Raw genomic sequence first — 19654 nt, 5'->3', positions numbered from 1 at the left:
TGGTGCAGGGTGTGGCGGCATTCCAACGATGCCCGCACTTCTTGCGGTGTCCTTGAACCAGTTGGTTTCGGGAGATCGGGTCGGGGCCTATCCTCCCGGGGGGCAGTTGCCCCGGCCTCCAGGCAATTCCGCTTCCGTGAACTCCAACCTCCCGCCAACCAGACCTTCGCAAGGCGCACTCCGCGTGGCGCTGGTGTACGCCGTGTTCGCGGGGCTGTGGATTCTGCTGTCCGACCGGGCGATGGGTTTCCTGTTCAGCGACCCCGAGACGCTGGTGAAGGCCAGCATGGTCAAAGGCTGGGCCTTCGTCGCGGTCACGACCCTGCTGCTGTATGTGCTGGTGCGCCGGCTGGTGGCCCAGCTGAACGCTTCCTACCGCCGCGAGAGGGCCGAGGCCGACGAAAGGCAGCGGGCGACCCAGCTCCTGGCCGCGATCGCCAAGAGCTCCAGCGACGCGATCTTTGCCAAGGACGACCAGGGCCGCTACCTGCTGGTCAACAACGTGGCGGCCCGCTACATGGGCAAACCCGCCGACGATCTGCTGGGGCGCGACGACCATGCCGTCTTTCCGGCCGGGCAGGCCGCTCTGATCCAGTCCATCGACCGCCGCGTCTTCGCGTCCGGACGGGTGGAAACCAACGAGGAACGGCTGGATACCGCCGAAGGCGAGCGGGTGTTCCTGGCCACCAAAGGGCCGCTGCGCGACACGCAGGGGCAAACCTTCGGCACCTTCGGCATCTCGCGCGACATCTCCGAGCGCAAGGCGGCCGAGGACCGGCTGGTCGAATCCGAGGCGCGCTACCGGTCGCTGTTCGAGAACATGAACACCGGCTTCGTGCTGTTCGAACTGGTGCAGGGGGACCGCGGCGAACCGGTGGACCTGGTGGTCCTGGCGGCCAACCAGGGCTTCGCGACCACCACCGGTCTGGCGCTGGGCGATGCCATCGGGCAGCGCCTGACCCAGGTGCTGCCCGGGATCGAGAAAGACGCCGCCGACTGGATCGGCACCTACGGCCGGGTGGCCCTGACCGGAACGCCGCAGCTGTTCGAGATGGGATCGGAGCGGCTGGGCGTCTATTACTCGGTGTCGGCCTTCCGCGCCGGACCCAACCAGTGTGCGGTGACCTTTCTGGACATCACCGGCCGCCGGCGGACCGAGCAGGCCCTGCACGACAGCGAAGAGCGGCTGCGGCTGGCGCTGGTGGCCGCCAAGCAGGGCATGTACGACCTGAATCTGGAAACTGGCGCGGTGATGGTCAGCCCGGAATACGCGTCCATGCTCGGCCACGATCCGCAGACCTTCCAGGAAACCTATGCCGGCTGGCGCGCCCGCCTGCATCCGGACGACCGCGACGAGGTGCTCAAGACCCTGGACGCCTATCTGGACGGGCGTCTGCCCGACTACCGGGTCGAGTTCCGGCTGCGCACCCGCGAGGGCGGCTGGAAGTGGATCCTGTCCATGGGCAAGCTGCAGGAGTGGTCCGCCGACGGCAAGCCGTTGCGCATGCTGGGAACCCACACCGACATCGACGCGATCAAGGCGGCCGAGGCCGCCCTGCGCGAAGTCAACGCAACCCTCGAGGCGCGCGTCGCCGAACGCACGGCCGAGCTGACCGCGGCGAACCAGGAGCTGGAGACGTTTTCCTACGCGGTCTCCCACGACCTGCGGGCGCCGCTGCGCGCGATGAGTGGCTATTCCCAGGCGCTGCTGGAGGACCATGGTGCCTCCCTGCAGGGCCAGGCCAAGGTCTATCTCGACCAGATCGGCCTGGCGGTCCACAAGATGAGCGACCTGATCGACGGCTTGCTGTTCCTGTCGCGCAGCACCCGCGGCGAGCTGCGGCAGGACCGGGTCGACCTGTCGGCGATGGCGCGCCGTCGGCTGAGCGAGTTGGCCGAGGCCGAGCCTGGGCGGTCGGTGGCGGTCGAGGTCGAGGACGGGCTGGTGGTGCAGGGCGACGAGCGCATGCTCGCCAGTGCGCTGGACAACCTGATCGACAACGCCTGGAAATACACCGGCGCCACCGCCGCGCCCACGATCCGCGTGCACGCGGGCGAAGTCAGCGGCCTGCGGGGCATCTGTGTGTCCGACAACGGCGCCGGCTTCGACATGGGCCACGCCGGGCGCCTGTTCAAACCGTTCCAGCGCCTGCACCGGCAGGACGAGTTTCCCGGCATCGGCATCGGGCTGGCCACCGTGCAACGCATCGTGCACCGCCATGGGGGCGAAATCGCCGCACACGGGACCCTTGGCCAGGGCGCGAGCTTCTGCATCGCCTTGCCGCTGCTCCCGGGCGACCACGGCCCCCTGCCGTCCGGGTGATGTGCACCCCAACCGACCATGAACCAGTCTGCTGCCCGCACCGGCCCGGAAGCCCCCGCCCGTTTTTTCGACACGCTCGGTGCCCGGCTTGTCGGCGGCTGGCGCCGAGAGCGCTGCCGCTGGTACCGGTGGTGGCTGCTGCGCCGGTACGGTGAGCGGATCAGCATCCATCCCTCCGCGAAGATCCTGGGGCGGGTGTCGATGCACAAGGCCTGCCGGCTGAGCATCGGCGCCGGGGTGCAGATCACCGAGACGCTGGAAGTCTGGGGTGCGGCCACGGTGGATCTGGCGCCGAACGTCAACCTCATCATGGGGGTCCGCGTCTACGGCAAGGGGCGCGTCGCGGTGGAGGAGGGGGCCGTGCTCAACGCGACCAAGATCAACTGCATGCAGTCGGTCTCGATCGGCCGCATGTCGCTGGTCGGCGCGGGGCTGGTCACCGACACCGATTTCCACAATCTCGCACCCAACATCCGGCGCTCACCGGGCCTGCCGGGCATCACGTCGCCGGTGCACATCGGTGCCAACGTCTGGGTCGGTTACGGTTGCCTGGTGCTCAAGGGTGTGAGCATCGGCGACGACAGTGTGGTGGGGGCCGGGTCGGTGGTGCGTTCAAGCGTTCCGGCGGGCGTGGTGGTCAGCGGCAACCCGGCAACCCTGGTCCGGACCTTCGATCCGTCCGAACGCTCCGGGGTCGCCGCCAGTCCCTGATCCGCGTTCAGCCGAACCGTTCCGGCTCTGGTGCTGTTGAAACGGGCAGCGCGCGTTCAGGCGAAGGCGATCCGGGCCCGGCTGTTGCCGCTGGTGGCCTCGGCCAGGGCCGATTCGGCGCGCTGGATCAGGTACTGGTAGTCGGGGTGGCGGTCGTACTCGGCGATGCCGACGGCGATCGCGGTCTGCACCGGCGTCCAGCTGCCCTGGATGTTGCCGGCCTGCAAGACGTTGCGCAGCTCCTCGGCGATCCCGTTGGCCAGCTGGGTGGCCTTCGAGCGGTCGCATTCCACGGCGATCATCAGAAAACGCTGTTCATCGAAGCGGAACAGGTGGTCGCTGGTCCGCGAGCAGTCGATCAGCGTGGTGGCCGCGACCTGCAGCAGGCGGCTGCGCGTGCCCGACGCCGTCAGTCCCTTGAAGGCGGGCAGCTGGACCTCGACCAGCAGCAGGCAGCACGGACGCCCGCTGTCGTGGTGCGTGCGCATGACATTGGCCAGGATGGCGGGCAGGTAGCGCCGGTCGGGCAGGCGGGTTTCGATGTCCAGCCCGTCGTCCTGGCTGCCGGCGCGGTCGAACAGTTCGTTGAGCTTGAATCGGATCAGGTCCAGCAACTGCTTGATCGCGACGATGGCCGCGTCGGTGCGCTGGCGGTCCTGTGCGGCATCGATCAGGCGCGGCAGCAGGGCGTTGTCCATGGTGTCGATCGATTCGAGCAGGGAGTGGAAGTCTTCCGAGCCGTCGAACAGGATCGTGCCTTTGTGGTGCAGCCAGATGCCGAACTCCGAATCGCGCAGGCGGGCAAAGGCACGGGGCGGGCTGGCCGCCCAGACCGACAGCAGCAGCTCTTCGGCCCATTCCGACAGCGCGGCGCGCTGCCTTGCCCGTTCGAGCGAGGCACTGCGTTTCTGCGTGACGAGCCGGTAGGCCTCGTCGTTGCGCACCACGTCCTGCGCGTCGTGGAAATAGGCCTGGTTCATCAGCCCGTCGGCCAGGTGCAGCAGGTCGGACACATAGACGAGGGCCAGCAGCCGGTCGGACGGGTCCAGCGGCGCGAAATCGATGCGCCGGCGGATGCCGCGTTTGAGGATGCGGATGCCGGCGGGAATCAGGTCGATGGGCAGCCGGATGCGGGCGTGCACCTCGCCCACCTCGATCTGGCGCCGGATGGACTGCTCCAGATCCGCCTCGACCTCGAACAACTCGGTCATCCAGCGCTGCAGCGAAGCCCGCAGGCGCTTCTGGACCCGCTCCTGATCCAGGAACGGGGTGGCCCGCTCGCTGCGCATCATCCGGTCGTAGAACTCTTCTGTCAGCGTTTCGGCGCCGTCCCGGACCACATCGGCCACGGCATGGCGCACATTGGTCGGGGTCACCGCCAGCAGGTCCTGCCAGGCCCGGACCGCTTCGGTGGCCATGGCGTCCGAAGCGTCAATGGACGGAGTGGGTTTGATGGTCATGTCCTCGTTCGCGCCGGTTCAGACTCAAACGCTGCAAAAGCGTCGATGCCTTGGGCGGAGCGCGACTGTACACAGGAGTGCACACGCCGGAACAAGTCATTCGGCGAGGTCGGCTAAGGCTTGACAAGGGACATAGGAAATATCGGACACAAATCACCTTTTCGAGAACAGGAATCGGTCGCAACTTCAACCTGCGACCACTGCAAACCTGAAGCGCCACGGGCTGGGTAAATCAAAGTGCCTGTCACCGGGAGGCGGACCTGTTCCGGAAGAAGCGGCGTTCGGCAGACCAATGCAGACAAGAACCATTCTTGTCTGACGGCTGGCAAAAATGAATGCGATGTTGCTGCTTGGCGACAAAGCCGTGACGTTGTTGGAGGGGTGTCCTGGCGAGGTCCGGACCCGTCAAGGGTCGGACGCGGCACCCCGGAAATCGCGACTCAGCGGCTGGCGCTGGTGCTTTCGGTCGCGAGTGGGACGCGCCTGGCTCCGTTGAAGCGCGTCTGCCAGTAGGCCTGGCGCATGTCTTCGACGCGCACCGCGCCACCGGAGCGGGGGGCGTGGATGAACTTGCCTTCGCCCACGTAGATGCCCACGTGGCTGAAGGCTCGGCGCATGGTGTCGAAGAAAACCAGATCGCCGGGCTTGAGATCGCTGCGATCAATGACTTCGGTGGCCGCGGCCTGCTGATCAGCCCGGCGGGGCAGGATCTTGCCGACCGACTGTTCGAACACGGCACGGACCAGTCCGCTGCAGTCGAATCCGGTCTCGACACTGCTGCCGCCATAGCGGTAGGGCACACCGAGGAAGCCCATCGCGCTCACCACCAGGTCAGACGCTTTCATGCTGACGTCGTTGCGGGCCTGCTTGATCTGGGAGCCCAGCCGGGCAATGACGCCGCGCTCTTCCAGCACCCGCGTCATCTCGTCGTCGGTCCCGTCGGTGGGGGTGGCGTGCGCGAGCGCGCTGCCCAGGAGCAGGACGGAGACAAGGAGGGATCGCATGGGCGTGCAGCTTATCCCCCCAAAAATGCCAAGTCAAGCGAAGTTTGGATTGCAGAATGTTGATTCTGTTGAATATTTGTCTCTTGTGTGTTGAAGATGAGGCTGAACTTCATTTGAATTTTTGAAAGACGTTCAAATCGGGTAAGCAAAAAACAGAAAAGGCTGTTTTGATGATTGTTCTGTGTTTTATGGATTGTTTGAATTTTTGAACATTGTTCATATAATTTGACGATCGCCAATTCAGTCCATCGCCATGTCTGTCAAGTTCGATGCCATCACCCCTGTGCCGAATCCCGAGCAGCTGCGGCAGCAGCAGCAGCGGGCCCAGGACCGCCGGCTTCGGCAGCAGCGGTTTGGTGATGAGCGGCGTCAGCAACTGCTCGATACGGCCTGGGCGCTGTGGCAGGAATCTGGTGCGCCGGGATTCAACATGCGCCAGCTGGCGCAGCGCGCGGGCTACACGGCCGGAGCGCTGTATGCGTATTTCCCTGGCCGCGAGGCCATCCTGTCGGCGCTGCAGCAGCGCGTGATCCAGGAGCTGGCCGATCTGGTGGCGGAGGTCCGGGCGCCGCGCGGCGAGCGTGGTGGGAAATCGCGCAAGGAAGGCGCGCCGCCGCTGGCCCAGGTCGCCCTGGCCCGCAGCCTGTTCGTCGAGCGCTCGCTGGCCTGGTGGTCCTGCCTGGCGGCCGACACGCAGCGTCTGCAACTGGTGTTGCATGGTGGGCATGGTCTGCAGGAGGCCGCAGGGGAGGGGGCCGAGTCGGCATCGGAGCTGCTGGCGCGACTGGCCGACGCGCTGCAGCCTTGTCTGGAGCCCTTGCACGCCAGCGGTCTCTCCTCGGACGCGGCCCAGCAGCTGCACGACGAAGTCCTGGCCTACGGCCTGGGTCTGCTGGTGCTGCAGGGGCCGCGCCGGCCGGGCGGCCGTGCGGTGCTGGAAACCCGCTTTGTGCAGAGCCTGCAGCGCTGGCTGGATGTCGCGCTGGCGGCCTCCCACCAGGAGAGCGGCACCGAGACGGGGCAGGCGGATCTGTTCTCTGCCTGAGGCGGGGCCAGCAAGCCCGGCCGGGATGCCTCCGCGTTTGTCACAATCACGGCCTGCTCCGCGCAGCCCGCGCGGACCTCTGCGGGAATGTTTGCATGTTGCTCGAAGTCTCTGACTCCCAACTGGTTCTGGTCGACTATCAGGAGCGCCTGATGGCCGCACTGCCGGAACGCGAGGCCGTCCTGGCCAACGCCCGGCGGCTGGCGCAAGGCGCCAAATTGTTGGGAGTCCCGGTCTGGGGCACCGAGCAGAACCCGGAGCGGCTGGGCCAGAACGATGCAGCCTTGCGTGGCCTGTGCCAGCGCACCTTGGCCAAGATGCATTTCAGTGCGGTGCCCGAAGGCCTGATCGATTGCCTGCGCCCTGCGCCGCGTGGCCCGGGCGGCAATGCCCGCAGCCTGCCCAAGCACCTGCAGAAACCGGCGGCGGCGCCGGTAGCGGCGCGTGGCGCCATCGTGCTGGCGGGCTGCGAGGCCCATGTCTGCCTGCTGCAGACCGCACTGGAACTGGCGGAAGAGGAGATGGATGTCTGGGTTGTGACCGACGCCTGCGCCTCGCGCACCGAGCGCAACCGCGATGCGGCGTTCGACCGGCTGGCGGGGGCGGGCTGCGAACTGGTGACCACGGAAATGGTGCTGTTCGAGTGGATGCGCTCGGCCGAACACCCGGCTTTCCGCGAAATCCAGGCCCTGATCAAGTAAATCCCTGAGCGGCGGGGTCTGCCATGTCAGACTCCCGAAAGTCTGAGATTCATAATTATGAATTCAGTTTGGCGGTCTCCGCGGTTGCGGTGGCTGCTGCATCACCGTTTCAATGGCTTCCACCACGCAGGAGACTCTCATGGCCAACCCGCAGGGCTTTGCCGCCTTTCACCAGCGCTCGATCAACGACCGCGACGCCTTCTGGGCGGAACAGGCCCAGCTGGTGGACTGGCACAAACCGTTTGACCGCGTCTGCAACTACGACAACCCGCCGTTCGCACGCTGGTTCGAAGGTGGCCTGACCAACCTCTGCCACAACGCCGTCGACCGCCATCTGGCGACCCGTCCGGACCAGAACGCGCTGATCTTCGTCTCCACCGAGACCGACACCGAGAAGACCTACAGCTTCCGCGAACTGCACGCCGAGGTGCAGCGCATGGCCGCCATCCTCAAGGCGCAGGGCGTCAAGAAGGGCGACCGCGTCCTGATCTACATGCCCATGATTCCCGAGGCGGCGTTTGCCATGCTGGCCTGCGTGCGCATCGGAGCCATCCACTCGGTGGTGTTCGGCGGCTTCGCCAGCCACTCGCTGGCCAGCCGCATCGAAGACGCCTCGCCGGTGGCGATCGTCAGCGCTGACGCGGGTTCGCGCGGCGGCAAGGTGGTCGAGTACAAGCCGCTGCTGGACGAGGCCATTCGCCTGTCCAGCCACAAGCCGGCCAAGGTGGTGATGGTCAACCGCGGCCTGGCCGAGTTCAGGGCGGTGGATGGCCGCGACGTCGACTATTCGATCGAGCGCGCCAAGGTGATGGACGCCGTCGTGCCCTGCGAATGGGTCGACGCCACGCATCCCAGCTACACGCTCTACACCAGCGGCACCACCGGCAAGCCCAAGGGCGTGCAGCGCGACACGGGCGGCTACACCGTGGCGCTGGCCGCTTCCATGAAGCACATCTACATGGGCGAGCCGGGCGAAACCTATTTTTCCACCAGCGACATCGGCTGGGTGGTGGGGCACAGCTACATCATCTACGGCCCGCTGATCGGTGGCATGGCGACCATCATGTACGAGGGCCTGCCGATCCGCCCGGACGCCGGCGTCTGGTGGAGCCTGGTCGAGAAGTACAAGGTGTCGGTCATGTTCTCGGCGCCCACGGCCGTGCGCGTGCTCAAGAAGTACGACCCGTCCTTCATCAAAAAGTACGACCTGTCGTCGCTCAAGGCCCTGTTCCTGGCGGGTGAGCCGCTGGACGAGCCGACCGCCAAGTGGATTTCGGACGAACTGGGCAAGCCCATCGTCGACAACTACTGGCAGACCGAAACCGGCTGGCCGATCCTGGCGATCTGCAACGGCGTCGAGCAGGCACCGAGCAAGTTCGGCTCGCCCGGCAAGGCGGTGTATGGCTACGACGTCAAGCTGATCGACGAAACCACGGCCGAGGAAATCACCGAGCCGAACAAGAAGGGCGTGATCGCGGTCGATGGCCCGCTGCCACCGGGCTGCCTGCAGACCATCTGGGGCGACGACGAGCGCTACGTCAAGACCTACTGGTCCAGCATCCACAACCGCGTGATGTACAGCACCTTCGACTGGGGCGTGAAGGACGCGGAAGGCTACTTCTTCATCCTGGGCCGCACCGACGACGTGATCAACGTCGCCGGCCACCGCCTGGGCACCCGCGAGATCGAGGAGAGCATCTCCAGCCACCCGAAGATCGCCGAAGTGGCGGTGGTGGGCGTGGCCGACCAGCTCAAGGGCCAGGTGGCGATGGCGTTCGCGGTGCTCAAGGATGCGGCCCTGCTGGGCGACGACGCCGCCCTGATCAAACTCGAAGGCGAGGTCATGAAGGTGGTGGACGAGCAGCTGGGTGCGGTGGCGCGTCCCTCGCGCGTGCGGTTCGTCAACGTGCTGCCCAAGACCCGCAGCGGCAAGCTGCTGCGCCGCGCGATCCAGGCGGTGTGCGAAGGGCGCGATCCGGGCGACCTGACGACCATGGACGATCCGGCGGCCCTGCAGCAGATCAGGGACCTGCAGGCCTGATCACCCCTGTCCCACGGAAACGGCGCCTCATGGCGCCGTTTTTCATTAACATGCGTCCTTGTTCTGCAACCCAACGGGGCGGCCAACCATGGAACAGATGATCGGCTCCGACGCCCCCATCGAAAAGGCCCGTGTGTTCGAGCTGGCCGCCGAATTGTTCGGTGTGCTGGCCACGCCGATGCGCCTGCGCATCCTTGGCGCCCTGTGCGACAAGGAAAAGTCGGTCTCGCAGTTGTTGCAGGAAATCCAGACCACCCAGCCCAACCTGTCGCAGCACCTGCACCTGTTGCACCGCGCCGGTGTGCTGGCCCGGCGCAAGGAAGGTACCCAGGTGATCTACCGGGTGCAGAACGAGAAAGTGGTGGCGCTGTGCCGCACCGTCTGCACCCAGATCGCCATGGAGCTGGACGCGCCGGATGCCGTTCCCGACGCCGAGCGGATGTCCCCACGCGCTGGCGACTGACGCCCCGAAGCTGACAGCAGGCTGTCGCTTCGCTGGGGAGCAACGGCCGGGCCGACATTCGGAACAGATTGGCCTTTCACGGCCATATTGATTGCAGCACCGTGCTGCAAAGTGGCACAATCGCAGGCTGCAGTCAGGTCCTTCCACAGTCACTGTCGCATCCGCCAATCGGTCCAGCCGTGTCGCGGAAGGTTGTTTTAACCAGCTTATGTTTCCCTGAGGGAAACGGGGGTCAGCGGATCAATGAGCGAGACGAACGTCTACGTTGCTTACAAAAGCAACTCGTATCTCTTCGGGGGCAACGCCCCATACGTCGAAGAGATGTACGAAAAATACCTGGAGAACCCGGGCAGCGTGCCAGACAACTGGCGCGACTACTTTGACGCCCTGCAGCACGTTCCAGCCGCCGACGGCTCGGACGCCCGCGACGTTGCCCACCAGCCCGTCATCAACGCCTTTGCCGAACTGGCCAAGCAGGGTGCCGGTCGTGCCATCCAGCCCACCGGCGCCGACTCCGAACTCGGCCGCAAGCGCGTGGCGGTTCAGCAGCTCATTGCCGCCTACCGCAACGTCGGTTCCCGCTGGGCCGACCTCGATCCGCTCAAGCGCACCGAGCGCGACCACATTCCCGAGCTGGATCCTGGTTTCTACGGCTTCTCCGACGCCGATTACGAAACCGTCTTCAACACCAGCAACACCTTCTTTGGCAAGGAAGTGATGACGCTGCGCGAGCTGCTGAATGCGCTGCGCGAAACGTATTGCGGCACGCTGGGTGCCGAGTACATGTTCATCACCGATCAGAACCAGAAGCGCTGGTGGCAGGAAAAGCTCGAATCCATCCGCAGCAAACCTTCCTTCAACGCCGAGAAGAAGAAGCACATCCTCGATCGCCTGACCGCGTCCGAAGGCCTGGAGCGTTTCCTCCACACCAAGTACGTGGGCCAGAAGCGTTTCTCGCTCGAAGGTGGCGAGAGCTTCATCGCCGCCATGGACGAGCTGATCCAGCAGGCCGGCGCGCAGGGCGTGCAGGAAATCGTGATCGGCATGGCCCACCGCGGTCGCCTGAACGTGCTGGTCAACACCCTGGGCAAGATGCCCAAGGACCTGTTCGCCGAGTTCGACCACACCGCGCCCGAAGAGCTGCCCGCCGGTGACGTGAAGTACCACCAGGGCTTCAGTTCCGACGTGAGCACCAGTGGTGGCCCGGTTCACCTCTCGCTGTCGTTCAACCCGTCGCACCTGGAAATCGTGAACCCGGTGGTCGAAGGTTCGGTGCGCGCCCGCATGGACCGCCGCGGCGATCCGCACGGCAAGCAGGTGCTGCCGGTGCTGGTGCACGGCGACGCCGCCTTCGCCGGCCAGGGCGTGAACCAGGAAACCCTGGCACTGGCCCAGACCCGTGGCTACTCCACGGGTGGCACGGTGCACCTGATCATCAACAACCAGATCGGCTTCACCACCTCCGACCCGCGCGACCTGCGTTCCACGCTGTACTGCACGGACATCGTCAAGGGCGTCGAGTCGCCGGTGCTGCACGTCAACGGTGACGATCCGGAAGCCGTCGTGCTGGCCACCCAGCTCGCGCTGGAATACCGCATGGCCTTCCGCAAGGACGTGGTCGTGGACATCATCTGCTTCCGCAAGCTGGGCCACAACGAGCAGGACACCCCGAGCCTGACCCAGCCGCTGATGTACAAGAAGATCGCGCAGCACCCTGGTACGCGTCGCCTGTACGCGGACAAGCTGTCGGCGCAGGGCCTGGGCGAGACGCTGGGCGACGACATGGTCAAGGCCTACCGCGCCGCCATGGACGCCGGCAAGCACACGGTGGACCCGGTGCTGACCAACTTCAAGAGCAAGTACGCGGTCGACTGGTCGCCCTTCCTGGGCAAGAAGTGGACCGACGCCGCCGACACCGCCATCCCCACGGCGGAGTGGAAGCGCCTGGCCGAGAAGATCACGACCATTCCCGCCAGCGTGACCCCGCACCAGCTGGTCAAGAAGGTGTACGACGACCGCGCGGCCATGGGCCGTGGCGACGTCAACGTCGACTGGGGCATGGGCGAGCACATGGCGTTTGCCTCGCTGGTCGCATCCGGCTACCCGGTGCGCCTGTCCGGTGAAGACTGCGGCCGTGGCACGTTCACGCACCGCCATGCCGTGATCCACGACCAGAACCGCGAGAAGTGGGACGTGGGCACCTATGTGCCGCTGCAGAACGTGGCCGAGAACCAGGCACCGTTCGTCGTCATCGACTCCATCCTGTCCGAAGAGGCGGTGCTGGGCTTCGAGTACGGCTATGCCGGTTCCGACCCGAACACCCTGGTGATCTGGGAAGCCCAGTTCGGCGACTTCGCCAACGGCGCCCAGGTGGTGATCGACCAGTTCATCGCCTCCGGCGAAGTGAAGTGGGGCCGTGCCAACGGCCTGACGCTGATGCTGCCGCACGGCTACGAAGGCCAGGGCCCCGAGCACAGCTCGGCCCGCGTCGAGCGCTTCATGCAGCTGGCGGCCGACACCAACATGCAGATCGTGCAGCCGACCACGGCCAGCCAGATCTTCCACGTGCTGCGTCGCCAGATGGTGCGCAACCTGCGCAAGCCGCTGGTGATCTTCACGCCCAAGTCCCTGCTGCGCAACAAGGATGCGACCTCGCCGCTGTCCGAGTTCACCAAGGGTGGCTTCCAGACCGTGATCCCCGAGAACAACGAGGACGTGATCAAGAAGGCCGACAAGGTCAAGCGCGTGATCTGCTGCTCGGGCAAGGTCTACTACGACCTGGTCAAGAAGCGCGAAGAGAAGGGCTCCGACGACGTGGCCATCCTGCGCGTCGAACAGCTCTACCCGTTCCCGCACAAGGCCTTCGGTACCGAGCTCAAGAAGTACCCCAACGCCACCGACATCGTGTGGTGCCAGGACGAGCCGCAGAACCAGGGCGCCTGGTTCTTCGTGCAGCACCAGGTGCACGAGAACATGCTGGACGGCCAGAAGCTGGGTTACGCCGGTCGCGCGGCCTCGGCCTCGCCGGCCGTGGGTTACGCCCACCTGCACCAGGACCAGCAGAAGGCCCTCATCGAGGCCGCCTTCGGCAAGCTCAAGGGCTTCATCCTCTCGAAATAAACGTTCTGGCGTCGTGAGCCCCCACGCCCCGGTCGGTCACGGCCGGGGCCGCCGCCGGGCCACAGCCTTCGACACATCAAGGTAGAAGAAACATGGCAATCGTAGAAGTCAAGGTTCCGCAGCTTTCCGAATCCGTGGCCGAAGCCACGCTGCTGCAGTGGAAGAAAAAAGCCGGTGACGCCGTCACCGTCGACGAAATCCTGATCGAGATCGAGACCGACAAGGTCGTGCTCGAATGCCCGGCGCCCGCCAGCGGCGTGCTGGTGGAAATCGTGCAGGGCGACGGCGCGACCGTCGCCGCCGATCAGCTGATCGCGAAGATCGACACCGCCGCCGTCGCTGGTGCCGCTGCCCCGGCGGCCGCTCCTGCACCGGCTGCTGCCGCACCGGCTCCGGTGGCTGCTGCCCCGGCCGCCGCTGCCGCCGCCTCCACCGGCAAGGCCGGCGTGGCCATGCCCGCCGCCGCCAAGCTGATGGCCGACGCCGGCATGGCGCCCGGTTCCGTCGCCGGCACCGGCAAGGATGGCCGTGTGACCAAGGGCGATGTGCTGGCCGCCGCCAGCGCACCCAAGGTCGCCGTGGCCGCCCCCGCTGCGATCCCCACCGGCGCGCCCACCAAGGTGCTGCCGCAGGTCGCCACCGTGGCGCCGGATCTGGGCGACCGTCCGGAAGAGCGTGTCCCGATGACGCGTCTGCGCGCCCGCGTGGCCGAGCGTCTGCTGCAGTCGCAATCGACCAACGCCATCCTGACCACCTTCAACGAAATCAACATGGCCCCGGTCATGGACATGCGCAAGCGCATGCAGGAGCGTTTCGAGAAGGAACACGGCGTCAAGCTGGGCTTCATGAGCTTCTTCGTCAAGGCGGCCGTGCACGCCCTCAAGAAGTTCCCGATCCTCAACGCGTCGGTCGACGGCAACGACATCGTCTACCACGGCTACTTCGACATCGGTATCGCTGTCGGCTCGCCGCGCGGCCTGGTGGTGCCCATCCTGCGCAATGCCGACCAGATGAGCTTCGCCGACATCGAGAAGAAGATCGCCGAATTCGGCCAGAAGGCCAAGGACGGCAAGCTGGGCATCGACGACATGACCGGTGGCACGTTCTCCATCTCCAACGGCGGCACCTTCGGCTCGATGATGTCCACCCCCATCATCAACCCGCCGCAGTCGGCCATCCTGGGCGTGCACGCCACTAAGGACCGCGCCATGGTCGAAAACGGCCAGGTCGTGGTGCGCCCGATGAACTACTTCGCCATGTCCTACGACCACCGCATCATCGACGGCCGCGAAGCCGTGCTGGGCCTGGTGGCCATGAAGGAAGCGCTGGAAGATCCGGCCCGTTTGCTGTTCGACATCTGATCGAACAGTGACTTTGCAGACGCCCCTTCGGGGGCGTTTGTCCAACCCTTTCAGGAAAAAAACATGTCCCAAGCATTTGACGTCGTCGTGATCGGCGGCGGCCCCGGCGGCTACATCGCCGCCATCCGCGCTGCCCAGCTGGGCTTCAAGGTCGCGTGCATCGACGAGTGGAAGAACGCGGCCGGTGGCCCGGCCCCCGGCGGCACCTGCACCAACGTCGGCTGCATCCCGTCCAAGGCGCTGCTGCAGTCGTCCGAGCACTTCGACCACGCCAGCCACCACTTCGCCGAACACGGCATCAGCACCGGTGCGGTGAAGATGGACGTGGCCAAGATGATCGCCCGCAAGGACGGCGTCGTGAAGCAGAACAACGACGGCATCCTCTACCTGCTCAAGAAGAACAAGGTCAGCTTCTTCCACGGCCGTGGTTCCTTCGTGGCCGCTGCCGACGGTGCTTACCAGATCAAGGTCGCCGGCGCGGCCGAAGAAGTGATCAGCGGCAAGCAGGTCATCGTCGCCACCGGCTCCAACGCGCGTGCGCTGCCGGGCGTCGAGTTCGACGAAGTCAACGTGCTGTCCAACGACGGCGCGCTGCGTGTCGGCGCCGTGCCCAAGAAGCTGGGCGTGATCGGTTCCGGCGTGATCGGCCTGGAAATGGGTTCGGTCTGGCGCCGCCTGGGGGCCGAGGTCGTGATCCTCGAAGGCATGCCCGCCTTCCTGCCCGCGGCCGACGAGGCCGTGGCCAAGGAAGCGCTCAAGGTCTTCACCAAGCAGGGCCTGAAGATCGAGCTGGGCGTGAAGATCGCCGAGGTCAAGAACGCCAAGAAGGGCGTGACCGTGGCCTACACCAACGCCAAGGGCGAAGCCCAGGAGCTGGCGGTGGACAAGCTGATCGTCTCGATCGGCCGCGTCGCCAACACCATCGGTCTGAATCCCGAGGCCGTGGGTCTGCAGCTGGACGAGCGCGGCGCCATCGTGGTCGATGCCGAGTGCCGCACCAACCTGCCCGGCGTGTGGGCGGTGGGCGACGTGGTGCGTGGCCCGATGCTGGCGCACAAGGCGGAAGAAGAGGGTGTGGCGGTGGCCGAGCGCATCGCTGGCCAGCATGGTCACGTCAACTTCAACACCATTCCCTACGTGATCTACACCAGCCCGGAAATCGCCTGGGTCGGCAAGACCGAGCAGCAGCTCAAGGCGGACGGCGTGGCCTACCGCTCGGGCCAGTTCCCGTTCCTGGCCAATGGCCGTGCGCGCGCGCTGGGCGACACCACCGGCTTCGTCAAGATCGTGGCCGACGCCAAGACCGACGAGATCCTGGGCGTGCACATCATCGGCCCGCAGGCGTCCGAGCTGATCGCCGAAGCCGTGATGGCGATGGAGTTCAAGGCGTCGAGCGAAGACATCGCCCGCATCTGCCATGCCCACCCGTCGCTTTCCGAGTCGACCAAGGAAGCCGCGCTGGCGGTGGACAAGCGCACGCTGAACTTCTGATCGGGATCTGCTCTTGTCGGTCCGCGCCACCTATGAAGCCGAGCTGAAGACGCGCGGCTACACCACCGACCCCGCCCAGCAGCGCGCCATCGCCGCGCTGGAGCGGTGTGCCGCCGACTGGGCGAACTACAAACAGAAGCGCTCCAACGCGCTGAAGAAGATGTTCGTCAAGCCCGAGATCCCGCGCGGGGTCTACATGTTCGGCGGGGTGGGGCGCGGCAAGAGCTTCCTGATGGACTGCTTTTTCAACGCGGTGCCGATCCGGCGCAAGACGCGGCTGCACTTCCACGAGTTCATGCGCGAGGTGCACCGCGAACTGCGCGAGCTGCAGGGCACGGTCAACCCGCTGGACGAGCTGGGCGAACGCATCGCCAAGCGCTACAAGCTGATCTGCTTCGACGAGTTCCACGTGGCGGATGTGACCGACGCCATGATCCTGCACCGCCTGCTGGACGCCCTGTTCAAGGCGGGTGTGGGCTTCGTCACCACGTCCAATTTCCACCCGGACGGGCTGTACCCCAATGGCCTGCACCGCGACCGCATCCTGCCGGCGATCGAGCTGCTCAAGCAGAAGCTCGAAGTCCTCAGCGTCGACAACGGCACCGACTATCGCCAGCGCACGCTGACGCACATCGAGCTGTACCACACGCCGCTGGGTGAGCTCGCCGATGCGGCGATGGACAAGACCTTTGGCGAGCTGGCCGAGGCCCACGACGAAAGTCCGGTGATGCAGATCGAGTCGCGCGAGATCCGCGCGCTGCGCCGGGCCGGCGGCGTGATCTGGTTCGATTTCCAGACCCTGTGCGGCGGTCCGCGTTCGCAGAACGATTACCTGGAAATCGCGACCCAGTTTCACACACTGATGCTGTCCAACGTGCCGCAGATGGCGGTGCGCCAGGCCTCGGAGGCGCGGCGCTTCACCTGGCTGATCGACGTGCTGTACGACCGCCGCGTGAAGCTGGTGATGTCGGCGGCCGTGCCGCCCGAACAGCTGTACCTCGACGGACCCATGTCGCATGAGTTCCCGCGCACGGTTTCACGCCTCGGGGAAATGCAGTCGGCGGAATACCTCGCCCTGGAGCACCGGACCGTCGATACCGGGCTGACCTGAGCGCGCCTGTCTAGTCAAGCGGCGCAGGGGGGCTTGTTATGTCAACGGGTCGAACTTGACGATGGTCAGCGACAGGTTGTCGCCCATGCCCTTGGCGCGTGAGCGCGCCTTCTGGATCAGGAACTCGCAGGCCTCGCGGGGCGAGAGCATCGAGATCGTGCTGGAGAGTTCCTCTGGCGTGAAGTAGTGCCAGACCCCGTCGCTGCAGGCCATGATGGCGTCGCCTGGGCCCAGCTGCTGCACGACATGGATGTCCACCGGCGGATCGTTGTCGGTGCCCAGGCAACCCATCAGGATGTTGGAGTGCGGGTGGTCCAGTGCTTCTTCTTCGGTGATCTCGCCCTGGTTCACCAGGGTCTGCACATAGGAGTGGTCCATGGTACGGAACACCATGCGGCCATTGCGGAAGTGGTAGATGCGCGAGTCGCCGGCGTGGATCCAGTGGCTGGTTCCGTTGGGCGAGAGCAGGAAGGCCGCGATGGTGCTGTGGGGCTCCTGCTCGGCCGACACGGCGGTGAGCTTGATCACCAGGTGCGACTCTTCGACGATCTGCCGCAACATGGCCGAGGCGTCGTCGGTGTCGGGGTCGAAGCGTTCGAACAGCTGGCGCGAGGTCAGCATGACCTGGTCGGAGGCCTTGCGCCCGCCGCTGCGCCCGCCCATGCCGTCGGCTACCACGGCCAGCATGCAACCGCTTTCGCGAGGATGCTGCAGCAGGCAGACCTGATCCTGCTGGTAGTCGCGGTCACCCCGATGGATGCCGGTGGACGCGTGGATGCGGAAGCCTTTGCTCATGGGAGGTCGCGATGGATCACAAACGATGGGCCGATTCAGCGCCGGATAGTACCCACTTATTACTGCCTCCGGACCAGGGGCTCAAAAAAAGGTGAGACCTGAAGCAGCGGGCGGATTCACCAAAGCTTCCACCAGGCGTTGCCCTTGCTGCTGCCCGGTTGCTGCAGGAAGGCGCTCTTGGGGTAGTTGGTTTTCAGCACGCGCTGTGCGTCGTCGCGCAACTGGGTCATGCCCAGGGCATCGTAGCTGCGCACCAGGATGGCCAGGGCCTCTTCCAGCGCGGGCGTGTTGGGGTAGTCGCTGAGGGCAGCCTGGGCGCGGTTCACCGCCGCCAGGTAGGCGCCGCGGCCGACGTAGTAACGGGCGACATGCACCTCGTACTGCGACAGCGAGTTCACGATGTGCGTCATGCGCGCACGGGAGTCGGGCGCATAGCGGGAGTCGGGGAAGCGTGTCGCGACTTCGCGGAAGGCCTCGAAGGATTCCTTGGCGGCCTTCTGGTCGCGCTCGGATAGGTCCTGTTGCGAGAGCGAGCCGAACAGCCCCAGGTTTTCGTTGAAGGTCACCAGACCCTTGAGATAGAGCGCGTAGTCAAGCGCCGGGCTGGCGGGGTGCAGCCGCATGAAACGCTCCAGCGTCGCGAGGGCCTGCGCCTGTTCGCCCGATTTGTACTGGGCAAATGCCTTGTCGAGTTCGGCCTGCTGGGCCAGCGGCGTGCCGGCGGCGCGACCTTCGAGCTTTTCGTAGAGATCGATCGCCTTTTCGTAGTTGCCGGCGTCGCGCTCGTCGCGGGCTTCGGTGTGGAGCTTGTTGACACTCCAGTCCTTGGTCGCGTCGACAGGTGTGTTGCTGCAGGCGGAAACCGCCAGCATCAGGGCCGAGGCGCCCAGGGACACGACCGATAATCTCGAACGAGGATTCACACGCGGACCTTCACAACAGGAACACCGGATTGGCTTCGGAAATTATATCGACGGGGGTGGGCGACGAGGCTGCGTCCGAGACGGACGCGGAACTGGTCGACGGTCTGCCGGAACCGGAAATCCGCGACTGCGACGTGCCCGCGTCCATGCACGGCTGGCGCATCGACCGTGCCCTGGCGGCGCTGGTGCCGGAGTTCTCTCGTTCCTACCTGCAGCAGCTGATGGCCGACGGGGCCGTCTGGTTCCGGGGGGGCGAGGCGCGCAAACCGTCCGCAAAGGTAACAGCCGGTGACCGGTTGCGGGTGGAGTTGCGGCCGACCCAGCAGGCGATGGCGTTCGTGGCCCAGCCGATGGCCCTGGACATCGTCTTCGAAGACACCGACCTGCTGGTGATCCGCAAACCTGCCGGGCTGGTGGTCCATCCGGCGCCAGGGCACTGGAGCGGCACCTTGCTCAATGGGCTGCTGGCCCACCATGCGGGCGCCAGCAGCCTGCCGCGCGCGGGGATCGTGCACCGGCTGGACAAGGACACCTCGGGCCTGATGCTGGTGGCGAAGAGCCGGCGCAGCATGGAGGCGCTGGTGCGGGCGATCGCGGCGCGAGAGGTGCGTCGGGAATACGTGGCGCTGGGCCATGGTCCATGGGAGCGTGAATCGCCCTGCGAGGTGGAGCGGGCGGTCGGTCGTGACCCGGTGCAGCGCCTGCGCATGGCGGTGCTGCGCGCGGACCAGACCGGGGCCAAGCCCGCCCGGACCACCGTCACCCTGATCGGCACCAACGCACAGGCCTGCCTGGTGGCCTGCAAGCTGCACACCGGGCGGACGCACCAGATCCGGGTCCACATGGCCTGGCTGGGACATCCGCTGGTCGGGGACACGCTGTATGGCGGCAAGGTGGCCTGGGGCATGGAGCGCCAGGCGCTGCATGCGGTCCGCCTGTCGCTGGCCCATCCTGTCGGTGGCGCGCCGCTGGATTTCACCAGCGTGCCGCCGCCGGACTTCCTGGCCGCTGTGGCCGCGGCGGGGCTCCATTACAATGGTCCTCTGCCGGGGTAAGAGTCCGCGGCGTCTTCGGGTCCGTGGTTCGGACCCCACTGTTGTCCGAT

General features: G+C 66.0%; 15 protein-coding genes. 11 read left to right on the top strand and 4 right to left on the bottom strand.

The annotated features are described in order from the left end of the window. Nucleotides 1-136: 136 nt before the first annotated feature. Nucleotides 137-2323, top strand: a complete 2187-nt coding sequence (locus ACS5NL_RS09855; RefSeq protein ID WP_439353563.1) for a PAS domain S-box protein — start codon at nucleotides 137-139, stop codon at nucleotides 2321-2323. A gap of 18 nt (nucleotides 2324-2341) precedes the next feature. Then, a complete protein-coding gene (locus ACS5NL_RS09850) occupies nucleotides 2342-3034 on the top strand; it encodes an acyltransferase (RefSeq protein ID WP_439353562.1) in 693 nt (230 codons plus the stop codon). A 56-nt stretch (nucleotides 3035-3090) separates the two neighbouring features. Here ACS5NL_RS09850 and ACS5NL_RS09845 read toward each other — a convergent pair whose 3' ends face one another. Beyond that, nucleotides 3091-4494, bottom strand: a complete 1404-nt coding sequence (locus ACS5NL_RS09845) for a diguanylate cyclase domain-containing protein (RefSeq protein ID WP_439353561.1) — start codon at nucleotides 4492-4494, stop codon at nucleotides 3091-3093. Between the two features lie 440 nt (nucleotides 4495-4934). Beyond that, nucleotides 4935-5498 carry a C40 family peptidase gene (locus tag ACS5NL_RS09840; RefSeq protein ID WP_439353560.1) on the bottom strand — a complete coding sequence of 188 codons (564 nt, stop codon included), beginning with the start codon at nucleotides 5496-5498 and terminating at the stop codon, nucleotides 4935-4937. Between the two features lie 253 nt (nucleotides 5499-5751). On the opposite strand from ACS5NL_RS09840, the gene ACS5NL_RS09835 reads away from it, so the two are divergent. The 8 genes from ACS5NL_RS09835 to zapE all read left to right on the top strand — a co-directional run bounded on the left by ACS5NL_RS09835 (nucleotide 5752) and on the right by zapE (nucleotide 16831). Then, a complete protein-coding gene (locus ACS5NL_RS09835) occupies nucleotides 5752-6543 on the top strand; it encodes a TetR/AcrR family transcriptional regulator (protein WP_439353559.1) in 792 nt (263 codons plus the stop codon). 95 nt (nucleotides 6544-6638) lie between these two features. Beyond that, entirely contained in the window at nucleotides 6639-7244 is a 606-nt protein-coding gene (locus ACS5NL_RS09830; RefSeq protein ID WP_439353558.1) for an isochorismatase family protein, read from the top strand. Nucleotides 7245-7356: 112 nt separating this feature from the next. Next, entirely contained in the window at nucleotides 7357-9285 is a 1929-nt protein-coding gene (locus ACS5NL_RS09825) for a propionate--CoA ligase (RefSeq protein ID WP_439353557.1), read from the top strand. Between the two features lie 88 nt (nucleotides 9286-9373). Then, entirely contained in the window at nucleotides 9374-9748 is a 375-nt protein-coding gene (locus ACS5NL_RS09820) for an ArsR/SmtB family transcription factor (protein WP_439353556.1), read from the top strand. Between the two features lie 243 nt (nucleotides 9749-9991). Continuing rightward, the gene (locus tag ACS5NL_RS09815; RefSeq protein WP_439353555.1) at nucleotides 9992-12868 is read left to right on the top strand and encodes a 2-oxoglutarate dehydrogenase E1 component; all 2877 of its coding nucleotides are present in this window, start codon (nucleotides 9992-9994) and stop codon (nucleotides 12866-12868) included. Between the two features lie 92 nt (nucleotides 12869-12960). Then, complete coding sequence (gene odhB / locus ACS5NL_RS09810; RefSeq protein ID WP_411364285.1) at nucleotides 12961-14229, top strand: 2-oxoglutarate dehydrogenase complex dihydrolipoyllysine-residue succinyltransferase; 1269 nt, start codon at nucleotides 12961-12963, stop codon at nucleotides 14227-14229. 63 nt (nucleotides 14230-14292) lie between these two features. Beyond that, the gene (gene lpdA / locus ACS5NL_RS09805) at nucleotides 14293-15720 is read left to right on the top strand and encodes a dihydrolipoyl dehydrogenase (RefSeq protein WP_439353554.1); all 1428 of its coding nucleotides are present in this window, start codon (nucleotides 14293-14295) and stop codon (nucleotides 15718-15720) included. Nucleotides 15721-15733: 13 nt separating this feature from the next. After that, a complete protein-coding gene (gene zapE / locus ACS5NL_RS09800) occupies nucleotides 15734-16831 on the top strand; it encodes a cell division protein ZapE (protein ID WP_439353553.1) in 1098 nt (365 codons plus the stop codon). A gap of 36 nt (nucleotides 16832-16867) precedes the next feature. On the opposite strand, the gene ACS5NL_RS09795 is transcribed toward zapE, so the two are convergent. Then, nucleotides 16868-17626, bottom strand: a complete 759-nt coding sequence (locus ACS5NL_RS09795) for a PP2C family protein-serine/threonine phosphatase (RefSeq protein WP_439353552.1) — start codon at nucleotides 17624-17626, stop codon at nucleotides 16868-16870. A gap of 116 nt (nucleotides 17627-17742) precedes the next feature. Then, nucleotides 17743-18522 (bottom strand): outer membrane protein assembly factor BamD, encoded by a 780-nt coding sequence (locus ACS5NL_RS09790; RefSeq protein WP_439353551.1) that lies wholly within the window; start codon nucleotides 18520-18522, stop codon nucleotides 17743-17745. A 56-nt stretch (nucleotides 18523-18578) separates the two neighbouring features. Between ACS5NL_RS09790 and ACS5NL_RS09785 the strand changes: the two genes are divergently transcribed. Next, nucleotides 18579-19604, top strand: coding sequence for an RluA family pseudouridine synthase (locus ACS5NL_RS09785; protein WP_439353550.1), 1026 nt, complete (start codon nucleotides 18579-18581; stop codon nucleotides 19602-19604). Nucleotides 19605-19654: the final 50 nt, after the last annotated feature.

The sequence above is a fragment of the Hydrogenophaga sedimenti genome, from assembly GCF_051857515.1.
Lineage (GTDB): Bacteria > Pseudomonadota > Gammaproteobacteria > Burkholderiales > Burkholderiaceae_C > Hydrogenophaga.
This window is presented reverse-complemented; position numbering and strand designations above follow the sequence as displayed.